Origin of the sequence: Clostridium ljungdahlii (assembly GCF_001636845.1) — a bacterium.
Lineage (GTDB): Bacteria > Bacillota > Clostridia > Clostridiales > Clostridiaceae > Clostridium_B > Clostridium_B ljungdahlii_A.
This window is the reverse complement of sequence record NZ_LITT01000023.1, coordinates 357735-382105: the sequence shown is the minus strand read 5'-3', so window position 1 is coordinate 382105 and position 24371 is coordinate 357735. Positions and strand designations below refer to the sequence as shown.

Genomic DNA, 24371 nt, shown 5'->3' with positions numbered 1-24371 from the left:
GTCCTCCACGTTATATTAATTCCGTCCATTTTTTTACTATATTTTGCAAAGATAATTTTTTAGAAATTAAAACAGATTCTTTAGCAAGATCACATGCAAACCTATTATTTTCAATCACTTTATTTATAGCCTCTGCTAATTTTTCAACATTACCTACTGGTATCAACAGGCCATTTTTGCCATTATTAATTACCATTCTTGCTCCACCAATAGGACAATCTGTACAAATAACAGGCATACCAATAGCCATAGCTTCTAACATCGAATTAGAGAGACCTTCAAAATCCGAAGAAGAAACAAACATTGCACATTTTGCAGCTATTTCATGTATATTGGGACAAAATGGTAATAATTTTACACAATGCTCTAACCTTTTTTGTCTTACTATTTCTTTAATATATTCTTCTTCTCTGCCACTGCCATATATCTCTAATGTATAATCTGGATGTTTCTTATAAACAATCTCGAAAGCCGCTATTAACATAGGAATATTTTTCTGCTTTTCCAAACGACAAAAATTAATAATGGTACGATTAGCATTTTCATAATTCCATCTAGGAACATTATCTTTAATAGGATTTAATATTACAACTGACTTTTTTTGCACTCGCAGTGGAAAGGCTGCTTTAGCATCTTTGGTTTGACAAACAAGCGTATCTGCAAAACCGTATAAGTAATTTCTCAAAACATATTTTAACGGTTGACTGCGAAGTATATATGGATTATTTCGTTCTGATATGATTACTTTGACTCCCATTCCTACGGCTGCTAATATAGTTTTCATATTAACAAAATATTCAAAAGCAATAACGGCATCTGGTTTTTGAGCTCTTATAATTTTTCGAAGGCCTAAAATCTGACTTATATCATTCTTAAAAGAATAATATATCTCCGGGCAAGAATTTTCGTATTTTTCAGAACATTTGTGAAATACAACTATTGAAACATCATAACCCATAGTTTCCATTTCATTTGCAACCAATGTCAAAACACGTTCTGCACCTCCGCCGCCTAATTTATTTGCAACAAACAAAACTTTTTTCATCAATATAACCTCGTTTCCACTAATTTAAAATAAATTTGCTTCAAAAGTTTTGCATTATTTTCAATATCATAGCCTGCCTTTAAAAATATAGATTTTATATAATTTTGTTCTCCATTACGTTTTCGTATTGAAGTAGACAATATTTTATCAGTCCAAAATTTTTCTCCCTTATCCAAAGGTAAATACTCAGCATAATCCATTACTTTACATTCCCGAGTTATACAGTCAGATAAAAGGCTTGGAAGTCCCGACAATTGCCACTCTAAAACTACATTAGGTAATCCCTCATATATTGACGGGAACACCATAATATCCATTGCACATAAATATTTTTCAATATCTCTTTTAAATCCTATAAATTTCACTTTATCATTTAAATTATAATCATTAACTTTCTTTTTAATATCTGACTGCAGTCCACCATCTTCCCCAATTAAAACCAAAACATACCGATTGCTTCGAGTGCAAATCTCCCTAAAAATTTCTATTAAAAATGCATGATTTTTTTGTATATTAAACACCCCTACATGCCCAAGAACTATCTTATCATCTATCCCAAGTTCTCGCCGCATTGTATTTCTGATATCTGCATTAAATAAAAATCTATTAATATTTTTTCCATTCGGAATTACTGTAAATGGCCGATTTTTAAATAGCCATTTTCCAGCTTTCTCACCACAAGCAAAACCATCTGTATAGTTTGCATAAAATAATGGGCGTAATACTTTATCAATAATAGGATGAGTACAGGAAGTATTCCTACTATGTGCAATTCTAATATTACATCCGCCTCTTTTAGCTGCTAACATATCTAAAGCTAAAGTTGCACTATTTCCATGAACATGAACAATATCAAAATGTTGTGTACGCACAAATTCTTTTAATGCCTTAAAGTACAGAATAGGTTTGCTATTTCTTCCTGGCAAAATACTCAAATTAATTCCTATTGCTTGAGCTCTCTTTAAAGCACTCTTCTTTGCTGGCCCCGCCACTCCCAAATATATATCAATGTCTTTTTTATCCATTGTCTCCAGATATGTAAGGACAGAATTGCTAATTCCTTCGCCTCCTAGTCCACCCAAAATAATTAAAACTTTTACCATGCCATTTCTCCTTATAATCTCAAAGCCCCTGTGGGCTTAAACTCTTCTCCTAATTTTTCATGTTCAAAAATTTTTGCATCCACTAAAAAACGATACCAATATGCTGTAAGAAAAACAAATATCTTTCCTTCCTTTCCATCTAAAAAACCTAAGCGAAAATAATACCTATATATATAATATATCCAAGAACGAAAACCTATAGGAAGTTTATAATAAATATTCATTTTTACCCAAGTTTTTTTATCCATGTTAGTACCTTTCTTACTATCGAAAAAATCCATTGCCTCTCTAGTACTGTACCAATTTGACTTTGAAGTAAAAAATGTAAGACCTTTAAAAGGTAAATGTTTTGAATCCTCAGCAGCTTCTATAACCTTTCCATATTGTAAAATTATATGTTCATCCATATTTCGATTTTCAATATTTCCAACACCAGTTTTGTAAACACTAAGTTTTTTCCATGGATACATTCCACCATGTCTTATTTCTCTACCTAAAAAGTTTATACAAAATCTTAACATTATACCATTAACATCAGTCTCTAAGTTTTCTCTACACAGTTTCTCTAACTCTTGTGCAGACTCTAACGTTAATCTTTCATCTGCATCTATACGCAAAATCCACTTTGTACAAACATTTGCTATATCTACAGCATACATGTACTGCTTTGCATAATTATAAAATTCGTGTTGATAAACTTCAGCTCCTAATTTTTGAGCAATATCTACTGTATTATCCTCACTATAACTATCAACAACTACTATTCGTTTTACAATATGTCGAATAGAATCTATACACAATTTGATATTACTTTCTTCATTTCTGGTCAAAATAATTGCCGTTATATCACCCATAAAATCTCCTTAATTATAATGACTTTACCCATTTCTTTTTTTGGTAGTCATAATATTTTATAATTTTTCCTGGAGCTCCTACAATTACACTATGATCAGAGAATTTTCCTCTTACTACCGAATTAGTGCCAACAATACATTGTTCTCCCAATATAGTACCTGCTTGTATAGATGCACCATAACCTATAAAACTATTGTTGCCAATTTCTGTATAAGATAATATATGCTCTTGTTCCATAATGCTCTTATTTAGATTTCTATATTCATGATCCAAATTGGTAATAAAAACATTTCCAGAAATAGTTGTATTATTGCCAATTTTCAACTCTGATCCCATAGAAGTAATATGAACATTTTGCTCAATTGCTACATTATCTCCTATAATAATTTTTCCATCACCAATAGCTTCCATCCTAACTCCCGGAAAAATTCGCACTCGATTACCTATTTGAATATTTTTGCAGCCTTCGATAAATGTTGGTTTTCCTATATAAGATAAATTACCTACATGACCTAAAAAAGCCTTATAAATTAACGCTCTTACAGCCCATACATATTTTATTAGATGCATTTTTTCTCCTTTATACCAATATCATGACAAAATTATTTTCAACCAATTTTTTAATGAATATTTTTCATAGATTTCTTTTGCAATAGACTTGTAATCTTGTGAAAAAAACACAGAATTATAATCAAACTTTCCATCATAGACATATATGTTCTCTTCTTGATAAAAATCATAATTTTTTATATCTTCATTTGTGGTAATTAATTTTTTCTTTGCCCCCAATGCTTCTAATACACGAATTGTCAGTCCAACCTGACCAGCTTGTGCCGAATCAAGAATACAACGTGATTGAGAGATTAATTTATCCATCTCCTCACCATTCAATGGAGTATAATGGAACTCATTATACTGTGCTTTTCTTAATTCCATATTTCTCAGTTTGCGGAAAAGAAATACAAGCCTAGAAGGAAAGAAAAAATAGATAAATTGATTATTATATACTGTCATTAGCTGCTCTGACATCATATTAATATATTTATACTTTTTAGGATGTGCTGTCCCTACAAAACAAAAATCATATTTAATTTCTATATCTGCTTTTTGTGCAATCTCTTCATATCTTTTACTATAAAATAAAGGTAAAAATTTTAAATTAGAATTGTCATTAACATCTTCTTTATCAAAGGAATAACATTTATCAAAATATTCATGAACATTCTGAATTGAAGGAAAATTTCTTAATGAATCCCACTGATATAACACAAATTTTGCATTTGGCTGTGATTTCCTTACCTCTTTTATCATATCTGCACTAAAGGATAATGATTGACCAGAAATCAAAAGTACAATATCATACCTATTCTTCCTGACTGTTTCCATCATCTTATTAAAATATACTTTTATATAATGATTAATTAAATCTTTTTTTACTCGAATAATCGCTTTAATAAAGCCATTCGTACTTGGTCTATCATCAAAACAATCAACCTCATATCCTAAATTATTCAATTCTTCACTTATCACTTGAGGGTAATCAAAAAAGTTTGGCATAATTAAAAGCAGCTTCATATGTTTCACCTTCTACTGAATCTTAATTTTTTCTGATAAGCATTCCAGTTGCTTCCATCTCAACAAGTGACTTTTCATATCCACTAGTATCGGTATTTTGCTTTAAAACCCAATTGCAAAAATCATTTAACCCTTTATCTAAATTAACTGTTTGTTTGTAATCCAATATTGATACAGCTTTTTGAATATCCGCAAAGTTATGTGCTATATCTCCTATACGAAAATCACCAGTAATATTTATTTTACTATTGCTCTTGTAAAATTTTTTCAACTTGTTTGCAATATCAAGTACACTAATTGCCTTTCCACTGCCAATATTAATAATTTCATTGTTACTTTTTAAGTTATCTAATGATGAAATTACTGCACTAGCAACATCTATAACATTCACAAAATCTCTGCTCTCTTGTCCATCTTCAAAAATATTTATATTTTTATTTTCCAACAGCAAAGAAGAAAAAATAGATAAAATTCCAGTGTATGGATTCTTTAAGGATTGACCAACTCCATATACATTTTGGAATCTAAAAATAGTGTATTCTAGTCCCGCTGCCGGACACATGGTTTCAATCATTTTTTCCTGGGCATATTTAGTAAAGGCATATAGGGAATGAGGAATAACCTCACTATCCTCCGTTGTAGAAACAACTTTCAATTTTGAACCGCACTTAGGACAGTACATATTAAAGTCACCATTTTCCATTTTATCTTTTTTGCGACTTCTAGGATATACTATACCGCAGTTACAACATTCATATTTTCCCTCACCATATATTGACCTTGAGGAAGAAAGTACTATCTTCTTAACACTGCTTTTATTTCCTAAAGATAAAATTGCCTGAAGTAAGTTAGATGTTCCCATAACATTTACATCATTATATTGATTAACCATATACATTGACTGACCTGTTCCTGTTTCTGACGCCAAATGAATAATATATTCATTGTCTGCAATTGCATATTTTACAGAACTTAAATCTCTTATATCTGCCTTTATAAATCTGCACTTATTCTTAATCATTTTAAAGAGATATGATTCTTCAGCATATTCTCCATGAATTTGAGATGTTAATGCATCTAAAACAGTAATCTCGTATTCTCCGATTTTATCTAATTGTTTTACAATCTCTGTGCCAATAAAGCCAGCTCCACCTGTTACTAAAACTTTTTTCATTTAAATAAACACCTCGAAATTTAATGTTTTAATCAACTTGCCTTATATTTATTAGCGAATAAAATTCCCGATACCACTTAGCATACTGCCTCAAGCCTTTTTCCAAACTTGTACCAGGTTTAAAGCCAAAATCTCTAACCAATTCATCTACATCGGCATAAGTCTGATACACATCACCAGGCTGCATAGGCAAGAATTCTTTCTCTGCCTGTTTCTCAATAATGCCTTCTGATATCAAACACTTTTCCAAAGTCTCTACAAAATACATCAAACTCTCTGGCTTATTATTTCCAATGTTATATACATGATAAGGTACACCATCCTCAGTTAGTTCTGGTGTCTTCTGCATTACTTTAACTACACCTGTGATAATGTCATCAATATAAGTAAAGTCCCGATACATATCACCTTGATTGAAGATTTGGATCTTCTCCCCTTTGACCATCTTATTTGTAAAGCTAAAATATGCCATATCTGGTCTTCCTGCAGGCCCATAAACTGTAAAAAATCGAAGTCCTGTGGACGGAATACCATACAAATTACTGTAAGCATGTGCTATCAATTCATTGGACTTCTTAGTAGCTGCATAAAGAGATACTGGATTATCAACCTTATCCTCTGTAGAATACGGTACCTTCTTATTAGAACCATATACAGAAGAACTAGAAGCATAAACAAAATGCTGGACACCTTTCTTGCCTTCATCATAGGAATGGCGGCAGCATTCCAGAATGTTGAAGAATCCTACCAGATTGCTTTCCACATAAGCCTCCGGATTTTTGATAGAATAGCGGACACCTGCTTGTGCTGCTAAGTTTACTACAATATCTGGCTCATAATTATCAAAAATTGCTTTAACTTCCTCTTTGTCTGCAATGTTTCCTTTTATAAATCTAAAATTAGAATATGCATTAAGTTCCTTCAAACGGTATTCTTTTAAAGAAACATCATAATAGTCATTCATGTTATCGATCCCAACAACTTTAATATCATCTACAGTTATCAACAACTGCTTTGCAAGGTTAGAACCTATAAAACCAGCCGCACCTGTAATTAATATAGTTTTGCCTGTTAAATCTATATAACCTTTCATTGTCATAACTCCTACCCCAATAATTTTAATTTATCTTCTATTTTCATAGAATTTCATCAATCTCTTTTATATAAGTCTCTCGTATAAACTTTTTCTTCTACATCATCCAAACAACTATCATAGCGATTAGCAATAATTACATCTGAAATGCGCTTAAATTTATTTAAGTCATTCACAACCTTACTGCCAAAAAATGTAGTGCCATTCCTTAATGTTGGCTCAAATATAACAATTGCAGCCCCTTTAGCCTTAATGCGTTTTATAACACCTTGTATTGATGACTGACGAAAGTTATCCGAATTTGTTTTCATAGTCAAACGATAAACCCCAACAATAACTTCTTTTTCTTTACTACTTTCATAGCAGCTATTAGAGCTATAATAACCAACTTTTTTTAATACACGATCTGCAATAAAATCTTTTCTTGTTCTATTAGCTTTAACAATTGCTTCCATAATATTCTGAGGTACATCATTGTAATTTGCCAGTAATTGCTTAGTATCCTTTGGAAGACAATAACCGCCATACCCAAAGCTTGGATTATTATAATGGCTGCCAATTCGCGGATCCAATCCTATACCTTCTATAATCTGCTGTGTATCCAATTCTCTCATCTCAGCATAAGTATCAAGTTCATTAAAATAAGACACTCTTAATGCTAAATATGTATTTGCAAATAGTTTCACAGCTTCTGCCTCTGTCAAATCCGTGAACAAAATTGGTATCTCTTCTTTAATTGCTCCTTCTGTCAAAAGACTTGCAAAAATTTTTGCAGCCTCCACCAGTCTTTCATCATTTTGAGGTACCCCCACAATAATACGTGAAGGATAAAGATTGTCATATAATGCCCTACCTTCACGCAAAAACTCTGGACTAAATATGATATTTTTGCACTGATATTTTTCTCTTACATATTTTGTATACCCTACAGGAACTGTAGATTTGATAACCATTATTGCATTTGGATTTACTTTTTTCACCAAATCAATAACAGCTTCAACTGAACTTGTATCAAAATAATTTTTAACTGGGTCATAATTAGTTGGTGTTGAAATAATAACAAAATCGGCATCTTTATAAGCAGATACTCCATCTGTAGTAGCAGATAATTTCAGTTCTTTGTTTGCTAAGTATTCCTCAATCTCTTTGTCTACAATTGAGGACTTTTTCTCAGAAATCAATCTAACCTTTTCTTCAATAATATCCACAGCTATTACCTCATTGTGCTGGGCCAAAAGAATTGCATTTGATAATCCTACGTAACCAGTACCGGCTACTGCAATTTTGTACATCTCCATTTCCCCCTAAAATCATCAAATTTCACTTTGTACCTTCCTTACAATCTCTACACCAACACTAACTTCCATAGTTCTTCCAAAAAACTCCACTTGTATTATTGCTTTTCTCTTATGCCTATCAATCTTTTTTATAGTTCCTTCATAACCCTTCATCGGGCCATCTGTTATTACAATTTTGTCATTTTCTATATATCCATATGATATTTTAACAAGATGATCTTCTTTGCCAAATCTCATTAAAAATTCTATTTCCCTATCATATAGAGGTATTATCTCATTTTCATCCCCAAGAATTTTAATTAAATCAGGGATCTTTTTTACATCCAATATCAAATCATTTATACGATTACTAACCATAAAGATATATCCGGGAAATAATATTTCAGTTGTTATATGCCATTTTGTCATATATTTTATCTTCTTCTCATAATAAGGTATAAAACATTCTTGTAGAACATCATTGGATATCAACTTATTACAAATAAGCTTTATCTTTTCTTCATCTCCTGTTCTAACTTGAACTGCATACCACATAATTTTCCTCCTTTTGGACAGGCTTCGCCATTTCACAAGTAAAATACAATTTTTTAACTGTGAATTCTATATCTTTATGGCATTTAGATAGTCAAAACGCGGCAATGCGACGATTTTAATTCTCTAAAATTTGTATTGATTTATAACAAACTTACCTCTATTTTGCATTTTCATCTCCAAAGAATACACCTAAAGTTTTAAATATTAATTTTATATCTAGCAGCATGCTTCTGTCCTTTATGTACTTTAAATCAAGCCTCATCCATTCTTCAAAATCAACATTGCTTCTGCCCATAACCTGCCAGTAGCATGTAAGTCCTGGTTTTGCCAAAAGCTTAATTTTTTGCTGACAAGTAAATTTTTCAACTTCTCTTGGAAGATTAGGTCTCGGACCTACCAGTGACATTTCACCTTTAATCACGTTAAACAATTGAGGAAGTTCATCAAGACTAGTTTTTCTTATAAACCTTCCCACCCTTGTAATCCTTGGGTCTTCCCTTATCTTAAACATTGGCCCTGTCATTTCATTCTTATGTTGAAGGTTGTCCAAAAGCTGTTCTGCATCATGGGTCATAGACCTAAGCTTGTACATTTTGAAAATTTTACCGTTTTTTCCCACCCTAACCTGTGAAAATATAATAGGCCCTTTAGAATCAAGCTTAATTGCAACTGCCACTACAAACATAATAGGAAAAAAGGCAATAATTCCTATAAAAGAAAAAATCACATCTATAATTCTCTTAAGGAAATGATAACCAGAACTTTTTTCATATTTTTCCATACCTTTCACCACTATTTCAATAGATTCGATTTGCAGCCTATTCAATGGAAAATCCCCACCTTTTTTTCAATTAGGTCTACATAACCCCCTCATATCTAATAATAATGTGGTATTTGAGTATAAACAAGTTTAAAATATAAGCAGTTTTGTCAAGTTTAATGAAAAAATGCTAAACTATGATTTTTTGTCAAATTGGGGTAGATATATACTGCAATTTGTCTAGAAAAGTATGTAATTTTAGGCAAAAAAATAACCATCAACTTAGTAGTAGTTCTAAACGAAAAATCAACTTATATCAGCCATATACTAACAAATTTCATCACCTTAAAAACTTTAATAAGTCTAAAGCTCGGTATTTTGAAAATCTAAGAAGCTCAGCTAAACTCGTACCTCAAACATATCTAAGCTCCTAAGATTTTCTAAAATACCTCGCTAAGACTTATAGAAAAGTTTTTAAAAGTGTTTTCAATTTTGTTAGTATATTTTATATATAAGTTGATTTTTAAGTTAGAAAATGCACACTAACTGGTGGATATAACAAAAATTAAAACAGGGTAACTCTACCCTGCTATCCTTATCAAATACCTCTTTTTGTATTTCATTTAACTCTTTATCTAGATTCTCTATTATTTTACTGCTTTTAATTTTGATATATCATTCCAATTTTTTGATGTTATCATTTCTACTGTTGTGAGGTCTTCTCTAATTCCTTTAACTTCCCCTTCAATTTTTGCAGCAGTATAATTAACTTTATCTATTTCTGCTTTATGAATCTCACTCGCATGCTCTAAAGATCTTAATATTTGTGTATGTTCATCAAGTTTATTGTTGATAGTTTTTAATAGATCTAAAATTTCATTATCCATTTTTTCACCACCTATATTTTAGATTTTAACATCAGTTTAATTATATTTCAATATAAATGAATTTACTAATTCTTTTTATCCGATCGCTACCATGCTTACTACTATACACCAATTGCTACATTTCAATTGCCTTATCATATTCATAACTTTTAATATACAAAGTATCCCTGCTCAAATCAGCTCCACATTCCCAACATACTGTTCCAAACTCAATATTATCAATTCTACCTTCTAATATATTCCCTGTTGTTATTAAAATGGACGCTTCTTTTCCAGTGAAACAGAATTCATATATGCTGAATCTTTGCATATATCAATCCTATTATTCCATACGATATTGGAATCAATGTTTTTGTCTATATCCCAAGCAATGTTTCCAGATTCATCTATAAATACTTCTTTAAACTTATCTATATCCTTTAGCACTTCAAATACTCCGAATAAATTATTTGACATATCATATAATCTTATTTCTTCATTATCAAATACTATTGTTAATGTATAATCATCATTTGGAATAATCTTTTTAATTTTTCTAGGTCCTTTAGCAAAATATTCTGTAACTTTATCAGGAACCGAATTTGTTTTCAAGATGCTCACCTCCAAACTCCTATTTCAAAGGTTCTATTGAAAATAACTCTTTCTGTAACTTAGCAAGATACCAATCTTCTTTTAATTCTTCTTGGTGCAAAGCAGCCCATCCATATAACATTTTAAGTTGCTTATTTGGCATACATCCATTTAGTAATTCTATATCATCAATAGTAATACAACAACTATACTCACCATATTCAGCATGAAAATGTGGGGGAAGATGATCTCTATAATTAATGTAAACCTTTATTCCTCTAAACATACATATTGTAGGCATAACAAAAACCCTTTCTTGATATATCTATTTACTAAAACTGTATTCTCTATTAAATAAACTTTCTTTATACTATTATATCATATACACTTTTTTAATAAAATGCATAACATAACTAGTGGATGTATCAAAAATCAAAAACAGGGTAAATCACTCTACCCTGCTTACTACTTTCTTCACATATTCAATGTCAATGTCATTTATATCTGCTATATATTCTACTTTAAGTCCTTTTTTATATTGTCTTAATATTAGTTGCCTTATTCCTTCTTCTTTTCCTTCTTCTTTTCCTTTTTCTATCCCTTTTTCTATTCCTCTTTCTATTCCTTCTTCTATTCCCTCTTGCTTAAGTTTTTTATCTAATTCAAGCTTTTTCATCATATCAAGTAGAAATTCTCTATTATCTTCGCTTAATTTAACTCTTCCCATATTTTTATATCCCTCCAATATTTCATTTGGATACCAAAAGTTGTGTTTCTATGTCTGTATTCTTTATGTAATATATACCATTATTCACAGCTTTCACTATGGCTCCCTGTTCACTTTTCAAGTACTCTACCAATTTTCTGGGATATTTATTTGATGTTAATGTTATCGTCATTTCTTTTATATTTATCTTATTGGTTCCTTCCGATAATGCTTTGTACAGATATGCATAGGCCTTTACTTTGTAGTAGTCATCTATTGATATATAATCTGTGGGTGACTTATATTCAAATATATTGTATTTTCTAAATATTTTCCCCAGCAATTTAGTTATCCTTATATCTTTCAGTTTCTTTATCACTAACACATCTATTCTCAAAGGTTCATCTGTCAGCTGGTACTCTGTTACAAATTCCAAGTCTTCCTTATATTCTTTTAGTTCGAGCTGTATTGCTGCTGCAAAGGCTGGATGCCATTTTATTTTTTCATTTGCCAATCTTATCACTCTACCTTAGTTTCATTTATATCATTATATCATACTGTATTTATTTATAAAATGCTCATTTATTATAAATTAATTACATTTTCTATTTATATGTCATACAGTAACTGTCATCCATATAAAAAGCAGGGTAAATCACTCTACCCTGCTTACTACTTTCTTCACATATTTAATATCAATTGCTTTATCATATTCATAACTTTTGATATACAGAGTGTCCCTGCTCAAATCAGCTCCACATTTCCAACATACTGTTTCAAACTCAATATATACATTTTTAAATTCAGCTTATTGACTTTAAAAATACATACTGTATAATTAAGTTAAGAAATTGACATAATAAAAACAGGGTGTTGGGACACCCTGTAGTATACAATTCTAGTTGTTTAGGCAACTAGTTTAGCTAATTAATTATTTAAAAAAGCAGCCATACCAATTGCGTCGGTGGGCTACTTTTTTATTTTATCTATAAGTACGATAACTAAATTTATCAACGCTACCAAAAATGATAGAGCAGCAAAAACTACTATAAACATTTCGTACATATGTATCACCTCCCTCCTAAAAGGGATAGCAATACCAGTTGCCCACACGCAACTCTATTGAATTGTATGTAGATAGTTTATCATACCTCAATATTTACAGCAACCATAGAATATAATTTCTTACTTATACTCTTTCAATGTAGGCCATAACTTATCCTTTTCAGAGAAAATAATATTATTAATACCTTCAAGAGGCCATTTTATGTTTATATCAGGATCATTCCATATGATGCCACCCTCATCTTCAGGATGATAAAACTCAGTACATTTATAGCAAAACTCCGCTTCATCTGAAAGTACCAAAAATCCATGGGCAAATCCCTTTGGAATGTAAAATTGTTTCTTATTTTCCTCAGATAGTGTAACTCCTACCCACTTTCCATAGGTACTAGATCCATCTCTTAAATCAGCAGCAACATCAAACACTCTGCCTTTTACTACTCTCACCAGTTTTCCCTGAGAATAATTTTTTTGAAAGTGAAGTCCTCTGAGCACTCCCCTTTTAGATTTGGACTGATTGTCCTGGACAAAGACCATATCAAGGCCTGCTGACTTAAATTCATTATAATTATAAGTTTCCATAAAATAACCACGGTTATCTCCAAAAATACCTGTTTCTATTATGTATACTCCATCTATTTCTGTTTTTATAAAATTAAATTTACCTATTTTAATCATGTCCCTTCTTAGTCAATTCACAATTCACAATTCACAGCTCACAATTTTTGTATGAATGATTTAAGTGCATCTTCCCAGTTCCTCATGTTATCACCAACAGTACATCGGAGCATCATATTATCAAGAGAAGAAAATTCCGGTCTTTTAGCTGCTCTATTGAGCTTCTCTGAAGTCATAGGAGATACAGTGCACTCTATGCCAGCATAATCCACAATTTTGCAAGCAAAATCATACCAACTGCACTCACCCTTACCAGTACAATGGTATATACCATATTCACAAGTAAGAGCAAGCTTTAAAATGTGGTAAGCTAAATCTTCAGCATTAGTAGGATTACCTCTCTGGTCATTTACCACATCCAAATGTCCTTTTTCCTTTGCAGCTTTTAATATAGTGTATACAAAATTTTTACCATATAAGCCATAAAGCCAGGATGTCCTTACTATGAAATATCTGCTGCAATTTTCTCTAATATACTGCTCCCCTAAAAGTTTAGTTTTTCCGTAAACACTTACAGGATCAGGTAAATCGTATTCCCTAAAAGGAACAGTACCTCTGCCGTTAAAAACATAGTCAGTAGAAATATGTACAAGTTTTATTTTTATATCTTGCGAAGCTAATGCTAAATTTCTAGCTCCTAAAGAATTCACCTTAAAAGCACTTTCAAAATCAGTTTCACACTTATCCACATTAGTATAAGCAGCACAATTTATAATTACATCTGGAGCATAACCAGTTATAAAATTTCTAACATCATTTAATTTGGTTATATCAAGTTCCTCTCTACTTGGAAATCGCACTTCAGCATCAGAGTAAATTTTATCAAGTGCTCCTATTTCAGATTTTCCCATAAGCAAAATTTCTTCAAGCTGCCCAGCAAGCTGACCTTTTCCTCCTGTAATCAATACTTTCAATCATATTCACTCCTAAAATATTAATAATGTTTTCTATCAAGTAAACTTAAAATATATTTTCCATAAGCAACTTTTTTAAGGGGCTCTGCCAGCTTTATCAGTTGATTATCATCTATGTATCCTTGTCTATAGGCAATTTCCTCTATGCAAGCTATGTAAAGTCCCTGTCTTGTTTGCACAGCTTCCACAAAATTAGCGGCATTTAAAAGACCCTGGGGAGTTCCAGTATCAAGCCAGGCCATTCCTCTTCCAAAGAGCTCTACCTTAAGCTTGCCCGTTTTTAAATACTCATTATTTACATCTGTAATTTCAAGCTCTCCCCTTGAAGAAGGTTCTATATTCTTTGCTATATTCACCACATCATTAGTGTAAAAGTAAAGTCCTGGCACTGCATAATCGGATTTTGGCTTTGAGGGTTTTTCCTCTATGGAAATAACATTAAAATCATTATCAAATTCTACTACACCAAAATCTTTAGGATTGCTTACATGATATCCAAAAATAGTTGAAAAATTATGCCTCTCTGAGACAGCTTTCAACCTTTCAGTAAAACTATATCCATGAAATATATTATCCCCTAAAACAAGGACTACATCGTCATTTCCAATAAATTTTTCTCCAACTATAAATGCTTCCGCAAGCCCCTTTGGTTCATACTGTACTTCATACTTAAAATTAAGTCCAAGCTGACTTCCATCACCAAAAAGTTCCTTAAAAACACTTATATCTCTTGGTGTTGATATAATAAGAATATCGCGTATTCCAGCTAACATAAGCACAGAAAGTGGATAATAAATCATAGGTTTATCATATATGGGAACAATCTGCTTTGATATTGCCTTAGTCATTGGATAAAGCCTGGTTCCAGAACCTCCAGCTAGTATTATGCCCTTTCTCATAATTAACACTCCTTGCTATTTATCTTTGTACATTTTCTCATAGTACTTTTTATAATCCCCAGAAGTCACATTATTCATCCAATCTTTATTACCCAAATACCACTTTATAGTTTTCACTATACCATCTTCAAATTTAGTTTCAGGATACCATCCAAGTTTATCCTTAATCTTTGTAGGATCAATGCCGTATCTCCTGTCATGTCCTTTTCTATCTTCTACATACTTTATAAGTCTTTCACCTACAGAAGAATCTACATTGTCATGTATATATGAAATTATTGTTTTAACTATTTGAATGTTTGTCCTCTCATTGTGCCCACCTATATTATACACTTCGCCGCACGGGCCACTATGTATAACCATGTCTATAGCCTTACAGTGATCCTCTACATAAAGCCAATCTCTTATGTTAAGTCCATCACCGTATACGGGAATATGCATTTTATTTAAGCAGTTGTTTATAACAAGTGGAATGAGCTTTTCTAGAAATTGATAGGGCCCATAGTTATTGGAACATCTTGTTATATTTACAGGCATTTTATAGGTGTCGAAATATGCCTTTACCATCAAGTCAGCAGAAGCTTTGCTAGAAGAGTAAGGACTGTGAGAATCAAGAGGGGTTTTTTCCGTAAAGTATCCTTCACTTCCAAGAGAACCATAGACTTCATCTGTAGAAACCTGAAGATATTTTTTGCCCTGCTTAAATCCATTTTGTACAATCCATGCATTTTTTGCAGTGTCTAAAAGTGCCACAGTTCCCAATACATTTGTCTTTACAAATACCTCAGGATCTCTTATGCTCCTGTCTACGTGGGATTCTGCTGCAAAGTTTATCACATAGTCTATATCATACTTTTGAAACAGCTGTTGAAGTTTTTTCCTGTTGCATATGTCTCCCTGAATGAAGATATAGTTAGGATTTTTAGATATAGACTTTAAGTTTTCAAGGTTACCTGCATAGGTTAGCTTATCATAGTTTATTATTTTTATATCTGAATATTTTTTAAGCATATAGTGAATAAAATTAGAGCCAATAAAGCCTGCTCCTCCCGTTACTAAATATGTTTTCATATTGTCATTCCCCTTTTTTTTCATATAAGTTATATAATTAATTTATTCTTATTTTCTTCCATAATTATTTTCCTCTAAATAGTTGCCTATCTGAACTTCAATAATCTCAAGAGGTATCTTTCGTGGATTCTCTTGATTTTAAAGGAATTCTTCTCTTCCTCCAGAACCTTATAACTGCCTTAAGGTCTATAATCTTGAACCTGATATTCTACTCTACTATCATTTCTCTTTTTTAAGGTTTGTATAATTTTCTTTAACTTTTGTGACTGGTCTTTTTTGAAAATGAGCAGAGCGTCCCTATTTTCATAATGCTAAGCCTCCTATATAATTATTTGATAAATTTTGTTCACGACCCCCGGGAGGCGTTGCGAAGAAAAGCTTTGATTGACTGAGATTGCTAATTCCCCCAAAGCCTGTAATCTTGAACATGATGATCTTGCTACTTCAACGCTACTATTCTTTTAACTTAACTAAATGCACATTTATCAGCAAAAAAAGGAAAACAGAATATCCATCTACTCTGTTTTTCCTTTTATTTTACTTTCACTTTTTTACAAGGGTCTGACCCCTTACAGAGATTGGAAACTTTGTTGACAAGCTCTATTGCTAACCATTCCCATCACATGTCCCATCTTCGCAGCCTTTTAGGCTTCCGTTCACATTCTGTTCACATGCCCCAGAAGTTTTTGCGAAGTCCGAAGGACGAGCTTGCTAAAATCTCATTATTTCCATTTTGCAATTATCCTATGCCTTTACAATATAACAACCAGCTCTATCAGAACTATTTGTGGCTTTATCTAATAGTTTTTCGTCAAGATACACTTCTTTTAATAGGCGTTCTGGTTCTTCTTTCTTTATACGGTTATACTCATACAAATCTTTATAATTAAATATGAAATTAATTTTGACAGGTTGTGGAGTACATACCGGTGAAAGATCGGGCATTTCGCCACAAGCCACTTGTATTACTGCCCGTACGAAATCTACTCCTGTAGAGTAACGAACTAAATCGCTACCTATGCAATCTCCACCCATTCGGCCTCCAATTTCTATTATACGGATTGATCCATCATCTGCAATTTTTAATTCTGAGTGAGATGCACTATTTTTTATACCTAACGTATTTAATGCATGAACAACAACAGCTTTAACCTTCTCTAAAACATCATTGCTTACAGGCGCTGGTTCTAAATGACCCGTTTCAATAAAATGAGGTGCACCTGTTGTATACTTTTCTGTCATAGCTAAAAAATGATGTTCACCTTTAAATGAAATGTACTCAACACTGTATTCTTTTCCTTCAGCAAACTCTTCAATCAATGCCTTTTTTTCAAAACTATCAGTTATCGACTCGAATACTGCTTTTTTTAGTGAAGCAAAATCGGGCTGTTCCAGCTTGAAAATACCACGACTTCCGCTTCGATCTGTTGGTTTAATAATAATTGGATACGCAAGTGATACAGTAGATAAATCTGTTTTTTCATCTACCATCACACTCTTGGGACTAGGATCACCATTCTGTTTGAATGCAGTTCTCATCATATTCTTATTTGTACTAATTTTAGCAGCTTCCATAGTATTGCCTGTTAATCCCAATGATTCAGCCACATAGTTTACTGTGATTGCCGCCAAATCTGACGCTATACTACAAATACCACAAATCCCTATTTCTTTGCATTTATCAAGTATTTGTTCCTTTTCCACTATGCTAATAGGATAAAAGAAGTCTGCGACACTTTCGCCTACATCGTTAGCCGCCCATGCAAATACATGTGTAATATATCCCATTTTTTTTGCTTTTTCTATCAATGGTAATTGAAAGTAGCTAGCACCTATAATTGCAATATTTTTTCTTTGTTTATTCATCATATATCACTTCCTCTCTTCCTATTTATACATAGTTTTAATTGACGTAAGTGATTTGTAGCATTATGGGCATCACTATTCAGAACATTCAACAAGGATTGAGAGCAAACCACTCCAACACTAAATCCTATTTTTAAACTATTGAAAATCATTTCTGACAAAGGTATTAGCTATTCTATGGCACTTGCCCTTTTAGATAATTTGTATAAGTACTTATCTATTAACTCATTAAAGTTCAATATCCATACTATCTTTAAATAATTTAACGGATCTTTGCGGTACATATACACTATGTGGCTGTGTACTCTTGCTAATATACGCACCCGCTCCAATCAATGTATAGTCAGCAATTGAAATTTTATCTTTAATCGTTGCATTATTACCTATAAAACAATTATTACCTATTTGTACAAAACCACTAATAGATGACATTCCTGTTAAAGTATTAAAACTTCCAATCAAACAGTCGTGTGCTATAGCAGTTTTATACCATATTAAATTTCCAAATCCCAGTGATACAAATGGTTGAATAAGGCTATCTTCTAAGATAATGTTTCCTTCTCCCATCTGAACATTACTGGCAATATTAGCAGAACTATGAATATACTGTGCGATTTCAAAGCCTAATTTTTTGCATTGCCAAAATATGCTCTGACGTACTTCATTCATCTGATTGTATCCAATACATATCAATATTTCATAATCTTTACTTAAATAATGTCCTTCTCGAAAGTTCTCAAAAGGTATTACCTCAAGCCCTTCGAAGTCTTTCGATTTTATGAATTTACTTTCTACTGTAACGGCTGCGATTTCTCGTTTTAAGTCATTTTCAATATACCATTTCATTAAATGAGCGAAATCTCCATTTCCGTATAGTAGCAGTTTTTTTTCATTCATTTTTATATCCATTCCTTTCGCTTTGCTCAAGGCACAAAACGTGATGAAATATGTCACTTTGATCGAATTTTATTTTATAATCAATGCATAGAGATATCAATAAACTACAAATCACGGGAAGGTGAGTGGGCTGTCTGACTTGTCAGATAACCGTACTTTTATATGTGCATACATCCTTTTCAATCACAAATAAGTGTACCTTTGAGTACACAACCTTACCCTTATTTAAACTATCTTGTTTAAATGCTAGGCTGTCAGTCAATGCTGTTTCTCCCTATGATCTTTAAGAACTTCTATTCAATTTTTTGAAGTCATCAAAAGGTGGCTTGTTTGCTACGGCCGTTTATTCTAGTATCAGTTCATACTTTAAATTTCAACCTACACCTCAAAAAATTTATAAACCGATGATATAACCTTCCTACAATCGTCTTCTGTAAGTCCATAGTACATAGGAAGACGAACAAGCCTTTCACTTTCACTAGTAGTATACAAATCATCACCTGAAAAAATTCCATACTTCATCCCCGCTGGTGAAGAATGCAGTGGAATATAATGGAATACGCAACAAATCTGCTGTTCCATCATATATGAAATAAAGTCAGTTCTCTCCTTAATATTCTTGCATTTTATATAAAACATATGTGCATTATGTGTACAGCCATCAGGTATAATTGGAAGTAATAATTTTCCTTCATTTTCAAGTTTCTGTAAAGCATCATAATAATGATTCCAAGTATTCATTCTATTATCATTAATTTCTTCTGCTCTCAACAACTGTGCCCAGAGATAGGCGGCATTTAATTCACTCGGCAAATAGCTGTCCCCAAAATCTACCCATGTATACTTATCAACTTGTCCTCGAAAAAACTTAGATCGATTTGTACCTTTTTCTCTTAAAATCTCAGCACGATCGTTGTATTTAGAATCATTGATAACAAGTGCACCACCTTCACCCATTGAATAGTTTTTAGTTTCATGGAATGAATAGCATCCAAAATCTCCAATTGTTCCTAGATACCGCCCCTTATACATACTCATTACGCCTTGAGCTGCATCTTCTACAACTTTTAGATTATGTTTCTTTGATATACTCATTATAGCATCCATCTCACAAGCAACACCCGCATAATGCACAACAATAATAGCTTTGGTTTTATCAGTTATAGCCTCTTCAATTTTAGTTTCATCAATATTCATTGTATCAGGTCGAATATCTACAAAAACAAGTTTTGCGCCAACTAATACAGCAGCTGTTGCTGTACTAGAAAAAGTATAACTAGGTAGAATAACTTCATCTCCTGGTCTAATATCACAAAGAATCAATGCCATATCTAGTGCCGTTGTACCACTAGTAGTCAGAAGTACTTTTTGGGCATTAAATTTTTCCTCCATCCAAACATGACATTTCTTTGTAAAATTACCATCACCACAAATTTTATGTGATTCAATTGCGTTCCTCACATATGTCATCTCATCACCTGTATAAGGTGGCACATTAAAATTAATCATCTTTTATTTTCCTCTCTGTAAATTTAATTTTTAACTTAGATACAAACTTTTTCAAAAAAAACTTTGGAAAAGATATTATAAGCGATCGATTAATTGATTTTGCAATTGCATGTTCAAATCCATATTTGCAGTCATAACGCCGCCTATACTCGTCTCTAAAATCTGCAGTATCTACTTCTTGAATATGATAACAATATTCTGTTCTTTTTTCTTTAATTAATAAACCTATGTTTCTGACAAAACATTCTTCTGTCATAATAGCACCATTCAGTTTCTTTTCTCTTGTATTCAAATATTCTTTATCGTTTAATAAATGATCTAAATCTTTTACCAGTGTATCAAAATCATCATACTGTATTTCACGGTCATTCTGATCAAATAATAAACCATCTGCATCATTATTATGCCTCAAGGTAATTGGAATTTTTCCAGCATTTGCCGCATATCTCATCATCAACCCACCAAACATAGGATAGGTATTAAGATATATTATACATCTCTCCATGATTTGATAAAAATCAGTTCTTTCTGGAAGATGATAAACTCTTCCTTTAAACTTGTATTGTAAATTCTTTAGCTGGCTATCATCACCGAATCCAGCATACACGTAAAATATATCTGGATTGTTTACCAACACGTGCTCTACAATTGCATAAAATTTATTATCTGGGTCTCCTAATGTTTTATATAACGACCCTCCACTGAATATAAATTTATTTTTATCAACATCAAATGGCATCGGTCCTAATTTCATATTACAATTAACATATAGATTAACATCTAACATAGCCAATTTGTCTTTTTCTATGTTTCTGTGAAAAAATGATATGCTCGCTGCCAAATCTCGGCTACCGATAAATAAGTCTGCAGCATATTTACCCAACCAGAACGCATGATCTGTAAGGTCAATCAAATATCTATAAACATAATTCTCTAGTCTATCGAACACAACCGTACCCGCAACATCAAATGGAGTTGTATAAAAAAAAGCATTTTGTGGTTTATTTTTTTCGAAAATATAGAACAAACTAGTAATCCATTCTAAGTAACTTTTATTCATATTTATATAAATCCAGTCAACATCATATCCTTCAAGTTCTCGTTTAAGATTAGGCTGATTATCTCTGGCCTTTTCATTTGTGACATACACCAAATGATATCCATTTTTAACTATTGCTTTAGTGTAGACAATAACATGACCTCTTAAATCCATTCCAAATGAATCATAAAATAAAACTGTATTACTGTTTTTTAATTGATTATAGATTTGTGAATCACATTTTATAATCTGTTTTCCAATTTGCAACAGCATTTGCTCCAGTTCATCATCTTCGTATACCTGATTATACTCGTATAGAATATTGGCACATGCAGAAATAGCAGCAAGTGCTTTTTCATAATTATTTTTTTTAATTGCGGTAATACTAGTATTCTTTAATTTAGAAATTATGTCACCAACTTTTTTATCTTTCTCTTTTCTATACATCTATGTTTTATTTCCTTTCAATCTTACTTTAATAAGAATGTCTATTTATATTTTTATTAAAGCTTTTCAATCATGATCAGCATTAACAATCGTTAATTAGTATATTAAAGTGTAGATTTTCTTCTCCTTGTTTTACTCAATCGCTGAATAATTGGAATAAGCATACTCATTGCAAATTCATTTTTCATTCCTATAAGCACTGCTACATAAAAAGTGATGCTACATGCTACCACCACAAATATTTTAATCCAAAAATTGCTAATAAGACTTTTTGAAATAATAGCAATAACTATAATGCCTAAACTTCCCATAAGTGGAGCTTTAAACATTTCCATAATATTCCCAAATTTAATATCTTTCTCAATTCCAGATGTCACAATTATCGTAATAACCATGCTGGAAAGTACAGTCATAGCCGATGCTGCATTGATTCCAAAGTACGGAATAAAGATATAGTTTGTAACCATATTCACACCTGCACTCACTAAGCAAGCTATCATAAATCGTTTTTCTCGTTTAGAAGGAAGCAATATCATATTACCGTAAATACCATTCAAAAAACCTATTGCCATAGAAATCGTTAAAATATGAAGGCAAGGAACTGCACTAAGATATTCTTGTCCTCCAATAATCTCAATAATTTCAGGTGCAGAAACGTTTATTCCAACAATACATGGTAACCCCAATGCGACAGTAAATGCACTTGCATCATGTAGCAATTTATTAATTTTATTATAATTTTTTTGAGCAAATTGGTAACTCAATTGCGGCATGACAACCCATGCTATCGATGCCACGACTTGACTGACAATATTAATTATTTTCACCGCAGTAGTATATAACCCAACTTGATAATCACCTTTCATTATACCCAGCATCGTTGTATCAAGATTATTTAATAAATTTTGTGAAAGTAACATAGCAAACAACAATATGATTGGCGGAAAATGTCGCTTCCAATTCATATTCATAGTAAACCGAACTTTACAATACCTACGTCTATAAAAAATATTCGTAATATTTGCTCCACTTGATGAGAGTACACTAATAATAGCATATATTAAATAATGATCTGGTTTATGGACAAATAAAAACATTGAAATAAGTGCTAAAAATTGAAATATAAATGTTCTTAAAGTAATATATTTAAAATCTTCCATGGCTGTATTAAGCCAATCTGCTCCTAACGTAGTAAAAATAATTGAAACACTTTGAATCAGGATTAATAATTCATAATCTTTTATTACAGGTATAAACATCAAGCACAATATTAAAATGAAATAAGAAAAAGCCATCGTACATATATTAATAGAAATAATCTGACTGGCTATCTTGCCTAGGAGATTTTTATCATTTTTTACACGGCTGCATTCACGAACAGCATATGTTGTAACACCTAGTGTTGCAATAAGAGAAAAATAACTCACAATTGAATTTCCAAAATTTATTTTACCTACATTCTCAGCTCGCAACACACGGGATATGTAGGGGAAAGTAATTATAGGAAAAATGATAGAAGATATTGTCTTAATAACGTTAAATAATGTATTTTTCTTTATACTTGGACTATTTTCCCCCTGGTTGTTTTTCATATATAATCTCCTCTGTTAAATCCTATTGTATTATAATGTATCTTTTACTACTCGCTTTGAACACGATAAATTTAATTATTACCTATCCATGCTTTTTATACATAATTTCTAGCTGCTTTTTAATTGTTCTTTTTCAACATCCAAGTCAACTGTTCAGATTTTTTCAATGGTTCATATAAGTCCTCTATGTGCAATCTCAAATACTCCTTGTCCAATTTAGAATAATCAACTTTCAACAATTCTTTAATGATATCATCTGCAAAACGGTATTTTATTATTTTTGCCGGCACACCACCCACCACTGCATAAGGTGGAATACTATTTGTTACAACTGCACCGGCAGCTATAACTGCTCCTTGTCCGATTGTCACACCCGATAAAATAACTGCATTTTCGCCAAACCAAACATCATCACTTACAATTATCTTTCCTTTACATAATGTATCTCCTTTTTTTCCAAATAATTTTTCTTTAAATGGATAAGTAGACATAGTATTCAGATTATGCTCTCCTCCTAAAATAAATTTCACATTTTGTGCAATTGAACATAACCGACCAATAGTTAAATGAGCATTTTCACAACCATACGTCTGAACATTTATACATCCATATGTATAATCACCTATATCAATCTCATTAATATTACAATTGTGTCCTGGATAAGTAAAGTTATTTTTATTTCTTTTTCTCCAATGATATTTTAATATTAAAAAGCGAAAGAATTTCTTCACTCTAACTATTAACTTATTTATCATATATCTACCTACCTCACTTTCTTACACTCATCACGTTTT

The 24371-nt window shown here is 31.8% G+C and carries 25 protein-coding genes and 1 pseudogene; all 26 read right to left on the bottom strand.

Features of this window, described 5'->3' with window-relative positions:
• Nucleotides 1-10: 10 nt before the first annotated feature.
• The gene (locus WY13_RS11435; protein WP_082848473.1) at nucleotides 11-1045 is read right to left on the bottom strand and encodes a glycosyltransferase; all 1035 of its coding nucleotides are present in this window, start codon (nucleotides 1043-1045) and stop codon (nucleotides 11-13) included.
• Entirely contained in the window at nucleotides 1045-2148 is a 1104-nt protein-coding gene (locus WY13_RS11430; RefSeq protein WP_063555776.1) for a glycosyltransferase, read from the bottom strand. The genes WY13_RS11435 and WY13_RS11430 overlap by 1 nt, the downstream gene beginning before the upstream one ends.
• An 11-nt stretch (nucleotides 2149-2159) precedes the next feature.
• The gene (locus WY13_RS11425) at nucleotides 2160-3002 is read right to left on the bottom strand and encodes a glycosyltransferase family 2 protein (protein ID WP_063555775.1); all 843 of its coding nucleotides are present in this window, start codon (nucleotides 3000-3002) and stop codon (nucleotides 2160-2162) included.
• A gap of 13 nt (nucleotides 3003-3015) precedes the next feature.
• A complete protein-coding gene (locus WY13_RS11420) occupies nucleotides 3016-3573 on the bottom strand; it encodes an acyltransferase (protein ID WP_063555774.1) in 558 nt (185 codons plus the stop codon).
• Nucleotides 3574-3594: 21 nt separating this feature from the next.
• Complete coding sequence (locus WY13_RS11415) at nucleotides 3595-4578, bottom strand: hypothetical protein (protein WP_063555773.1); 984 nt, start codon at nucleotides 4576-4578, stop codon at nucleotides 3595-3597.
• Nucleotides 4579-4600: 22 nt separating this feature from the next.
• Nucleotides 4601-5752, bottom strand: a complete 1152-nt coding sequence (locus WY13_RS11410; protein ID WP_063555772.1) for an NAD-dependent epimerase/dehydratase family protein — start codon at nucleotides 5750-5752, stop codon at nucleotides 4601-4603.
• Nucleotides 5753-5780: 28 nt separating this feature from the next.
• Nucleotides 5781-6851, bottom strand: coding sequence for an SDR family NAD(P)-dependent oxidoreductase (locus WY13_RS11405; protein ID WP_431602459.1), 1071 nt, complete (start codon nucleotides 6849-6851; stop codon nucleotides 5781-5783).
• 50 nt (nucleotides 6852-6901) lie between these two features.
• On the bottom strand, nucleotides 6902-8137 hold the full coding sequence (locus tag WY13_RS11400; protein ID WP_347459287.1) for a nucleotide sugar dehydrogenase: 1236 nt from the start codon (nucleotides 8135-8137) through the stop codon (nucleotides 6902-6904).
• A gap of 21 nt (nucleotides 8138-8158) precedes the next feature.
• The gene (gene loaP / locus WY13_RS11395; protein WP_082848472.1) at nucleotides 8159-8677 is read right to left on the bottom strand and encodes an antiterminator LoaP; all 519 of its coding nucleotides are present in this window, start codon (nucleotides 8675-8677) and stop codon (nucleotides 8159-8161) included.
• A 157-nt stretch (nucleotides 8678-8834) separates the two neighbouring features.
• A complete protein-coding gene (locus WY13_RS11390) occupies nucleotides 8835-9494 on the bottom strand; it encodes an exopolysaccharide biosynthesis polyprenyl glycosylphosphotransferase (protein ID WP_082848480.1) in 660 nt (219 codons plus the stop codon).
• 590 nt (nucleotides 9495-10084) lie between these two features.
• Nucleotides 10085-10324: a hypothetical protein gene (locus WY13_RS11385; protein ID WP_063555769.1), complete on the bottom strand. Its 240-nt coding sequence runs from the start codon at nucleotides 10322-10324 to the stop codon at nucleotides 10085-10087.
• Between the two features lie 252 nt (nucleotides 10325-10576).
• Nucleotides 10577-10915, bottom strand: coding sequence for a DUF2442 domain-containing protein (locus tag WY13_RS11380; protein ID WP_063555768.1), 339 nt, complete (start codon nucleotides 10913-10915; stop codon nucleotides 10577-10579).
• Between the two features lie 19 nt (nucleotides 10916-10934).
• Nucleotides 10935-11180 (bottom strand): DUF4160 domain-containing protein, encoded by a 246-nt coding sequence (locus WY13_RS11375; RefSeq protein WP_242866454.1) that lies wholly within the window; start codon nucleotides 11178-11180, stop codon nucleotides 10935-10937.
• A 162-nt stretch (nucleotides 11181-11342) separates the two neighbouring features.
• The gene (locus tag WY13_RS11370; RefSeq protein ID WP_063555766.1) at nucleotides 11343-11621 is read right to left on the bottom strand and encodes a hypothetical protein; all 279 of its coding nucleotides are present in this window, start codon (nucleotides 11619-11621) and stop codon (nucleotides 11343-11345) included.
• A gap of 22 nt (nucleotides 11622-11643) precedes the next feature.
• Nucleotides 11644-12114 (bottom strand): hypothetical protein, encoded by a 471-nt coding sequence (locus WY13_RS11365; protein WP_063555765.1) that lies wholly within the window; start codon nucleotides 12112-12114, stop codon nucleotides 11644-11646.
• Between the two features lie 671 nt (nucleotides 12115-12785).
• Nucleotides 12786-13334 (bottom strand): dTDP-4-dehydrorhamnose 3,5-epimerase, encoded by a 549-nt coding sequence (rfbC, locus tag WY13_RS11360; RefSeq protein WP_063555823.1) that lies wholly within the window; start codon nucleotides 13332-13334, stop codon nucleotides 12786-12788.
• A 47-nt stretch (nucleotides 13335-13381) separates the two neighbouring features.
• On the bottom strand, nucleotides 13382-14257 hold the full coding sequence (gene rfbD, locus WY13_RS11355; RefSeq protein ID WP_063555764.1) for a dTDP-4-dehydrorhamnose reductase: 876 nt from the start codon (nucleotides 14255-14257) through the stop codon (nucleotides 13382-13384).
• A 20-nt stretch (nucleotides 14258-14277) separates the two neighbouring features.
• Nucleotides 14278-15156 (bottom strand): glucose-1-phosphate thymidylyltransferase RfbA, encoded by an 879-nt coding sequence (rfbA, locus tag WY13_RS11350; protein ID WP_063555763.1) that lies wholly within the window; start codon nucleotides 15154-15156, stop codon nucleotides 14278-14280.
• Between the two features lie 15 nt (nucleotides 15157-15171).
• On the bottom strand, nucleotides 15172-16227 hold the full coding sequence (rfbB, locus tag WY13_RS11345) for a dTDP-glucose 4,6-dehydratase (RefSeq protein WP_063555762.1): 1056 nt from the start codon (nucleotides 16225-16227) through the stop codon (nucleotides 15172-15174).
• 48 nt (nucleotides 16228-16275) lie between these two features.
• Nucleotides 16276-16350: pseudogene (locus tag WY13_RS21820) on the bottom strand (hypothetical protein); the annotation flags it as partial.
• A 621-nt stretch (nucleotides 16351-16971) separates the two neighbouring features.
• On the bottom strand, nucleotides 16972-18096 hold the full coding sequence (locus tag WY13_RS11340) for an ATP-grasp domain-containing protein (RefSeq protein WP_242866452.1): 1125 nt from the start codon (nucleotides 18094-18096) through the stop codon (nucleotides 16972-16974).
• Between the two features lie 225 nt (nucleotides 18097-18321).
• Nucleotides 18322-19020 (bottom strand): acetyltransferase, encoded by a 699-nt coding sequence (locus tag WY13_RS11335; RefSeq protein ID WP_156499021.1) that lies wholly within the window; start codon nucleotides 19018-19020, stop codon nucleotides 18322-18324.
• A gap of 348 nt (nucleotides 19021-19368) precedes the next feature.
• Entirely contained in the window at nucleotides 19369-20499 is a 1131-nt protein-coding gene (gene rffA, locus WY13_RS11330) for a dTDP-4-amino-4,6-dideoxygalactose transaminase (RefSeq protein ID WP_063555760.1), read from the bottom strand.
• Nucleotides 20492-21985, bottom strand: coding sequence for a hypothetical protein (locus WY13_RS11325; RefSeq protein WP_063555759.1), 1494 nt, complete (start codon nucleotides 21983-21985; stop codon nucleotides 20492-20494). The genes rffA and WY13_RS11325 overlap by 8 nt, the downstream gene beginning before the upstream one ends.
• 104 nt (nucleotides 21986-22089) lie before the next feature.
• Nucleotides 22090-23577: a flippase gene (locus tag WY13_RS11320; protein WP_063555758.1), complete on the bottom strand. Its 1488-nt coding sequence runs from the start codon at nucleotides 23575-23577 to the stop codon at nucleotides 22090-22092.
• A 119-nt stretch (nucleotides 23578-23696) separates the two neighbouring features.
• The gene (locus tag WY13_RS11315) at nucleotides 23697-24332 is read right to left on the bottom strand and encodes a CatB-related O-acetyltransferase (protein WP_063555757.1); all 636 of its coding nucleotides are present in this window, start codon (nucleotides 24330-24332) and stop codon (nucleotides 23697-23699) included.
• Nucleotides 24333-24371: the final 39 nt, after the last annotated feature.

What these genes read in the sequence shown, in the direction of transcription:
- WY13_RS11435 (WP_082848473.1), bottom strand. Translation starts at nt 1,045, where the DNA reads ATGAAAAAAGTTTTGTTTGTTGCAAATAAATTAGGCGGCGGAGGTGCA.
- WY13_RS11430 (WP_063555776.1), bottom strand. Translation starts at nt 2,148, where the DNA reads ATGGTAAAAGTTTTAATTATTTTGGGTGGACTAGGAGGCGAAGGAATT.
- WY13_RS11425 (WP_063555775.1), bottom strand. Translation starts at nt 3,002, where the DNA reads ATGGGTGATATAACGGCAATTATTTTGACCAGAAATGAAGAAAGTAAT.
- WY13_RS11420 (WP_063555774.1), bottom strand. Translation starts at nt 3,573, where the DNA reads ATGCATCTAATAAAATATGTATGGGCTGTAAGAGCGTTAATTTATAAG.
- WY13_RS11415 (WP_063555773.1), bottom strand. Translation starts at nt 4,578, where the DNA reads ATGAAGCTGCTTTTAATTATGCCAAACTTTTTTGATTACCCTCAAGTG.
- WY13_RS11410 (WP_063555772.1), bottom strand. Translation starts at nt 5,752, where the DNA reads ATGAAAAAAGTTTTAGTAACAGGTGGAGCTGGCTTTATTGGCACAGAG.
- WY13_RS11405 (WP_431602459.1), bottom strand. Translation starts at nt 6,851, where the DNA reads ATGACAATGAAAGGTTATATAGATTTAACAGGCAAAACTATATTAATT.
- WY13_RS11400 (WP_347459287.1), bottom strand. Translation starts at nt 8,137, where the DNA reads ATGTACAAAATTGCAGTAGCCGGTACTGGTTACGTAGGATTATCAAAT.
- loaP (WP_082848472.1), bottom strand. Translation starts at nt 8,677, where the DNA reads ATGTGGTATGCAGTTCAAGTTAGAACAGGAGATGAAGAAAAGATAAAG.
- WY13_RS11385 (WP_063555769.1), bottom strand. Translation starts at nt 10,324, where the DNA reads ATGGATAATGAAATTTTAGATCTATTAAAAACTATCAACAATAAACTT.
- WY13_RS11375 (WP_242866454.1), bottom strand. Translation starts at nt 11,180, where the DNA reads ATGTTTAGAGGAATAAAGGTTTACATTAATTATAGAGATCATCTTCCC.
- WY13_RS11370 (WP_063555766.1), bottom strand. Translation starts at nt 11,621, where the DNA reads ATGGGAAGAGTTAAATTAAGCGAAGATAATAGAGAATTTCTACTTGAT.
- rfbA (WP_063555763.1), bottom strand. Translation starts at nt 15,156, where the DNA reads ATGAGAAAGGGCATAATACTAGCTGGAGGTTCTGGAACCAGGCTTTAT.
- rfbB (WP_063555762.1), bottom strand. Translation starts at nt 16,227, where the DNA reads ATGAAAACATATTTAGTAACGGGAGGAGCAGGCTTTATTGGCTCTAAT.
- WY13_RS11340 (WP_242866452.1), bottom strand. Translation starts at nt 18,096, where the DNA reads ATGATGAATAAACAAAGAAAAAATATTGCAATTATAGGTGCTAGCTAC.
- rffA (WP_063555760.1), bottom strand. Translation starts at nt 20,499, where the DNA reads ATGATTAATTTTAATGTGCCACCTTATACAGGTGATGAGATGACATAT.
- WY13_RS11325 (WP_063555759.1), bottom strand. Translation starts at nt 21,985, where the DNA reads ATGTATAGAAAAGAGAAAGATAAAAAAGTTGGTGACATAATTTCTAAA.
- WY13_RS11320 (WP_063555758.1), bottom strand. Translation starts at nt 23,577, where the DNA reads ATGAAAAACAACCAGGGGGAAAATAGTCCAAGTATAAAGAAAAATACA.
- WY13_RS11315 (WP_063555757.1), bottom strand. Translation starts at nt 24,332, where the DNA reads ATGATAAATAAGTTAATAGTTAGAGTGAAGAAATTCTTTCGCTTTTTA.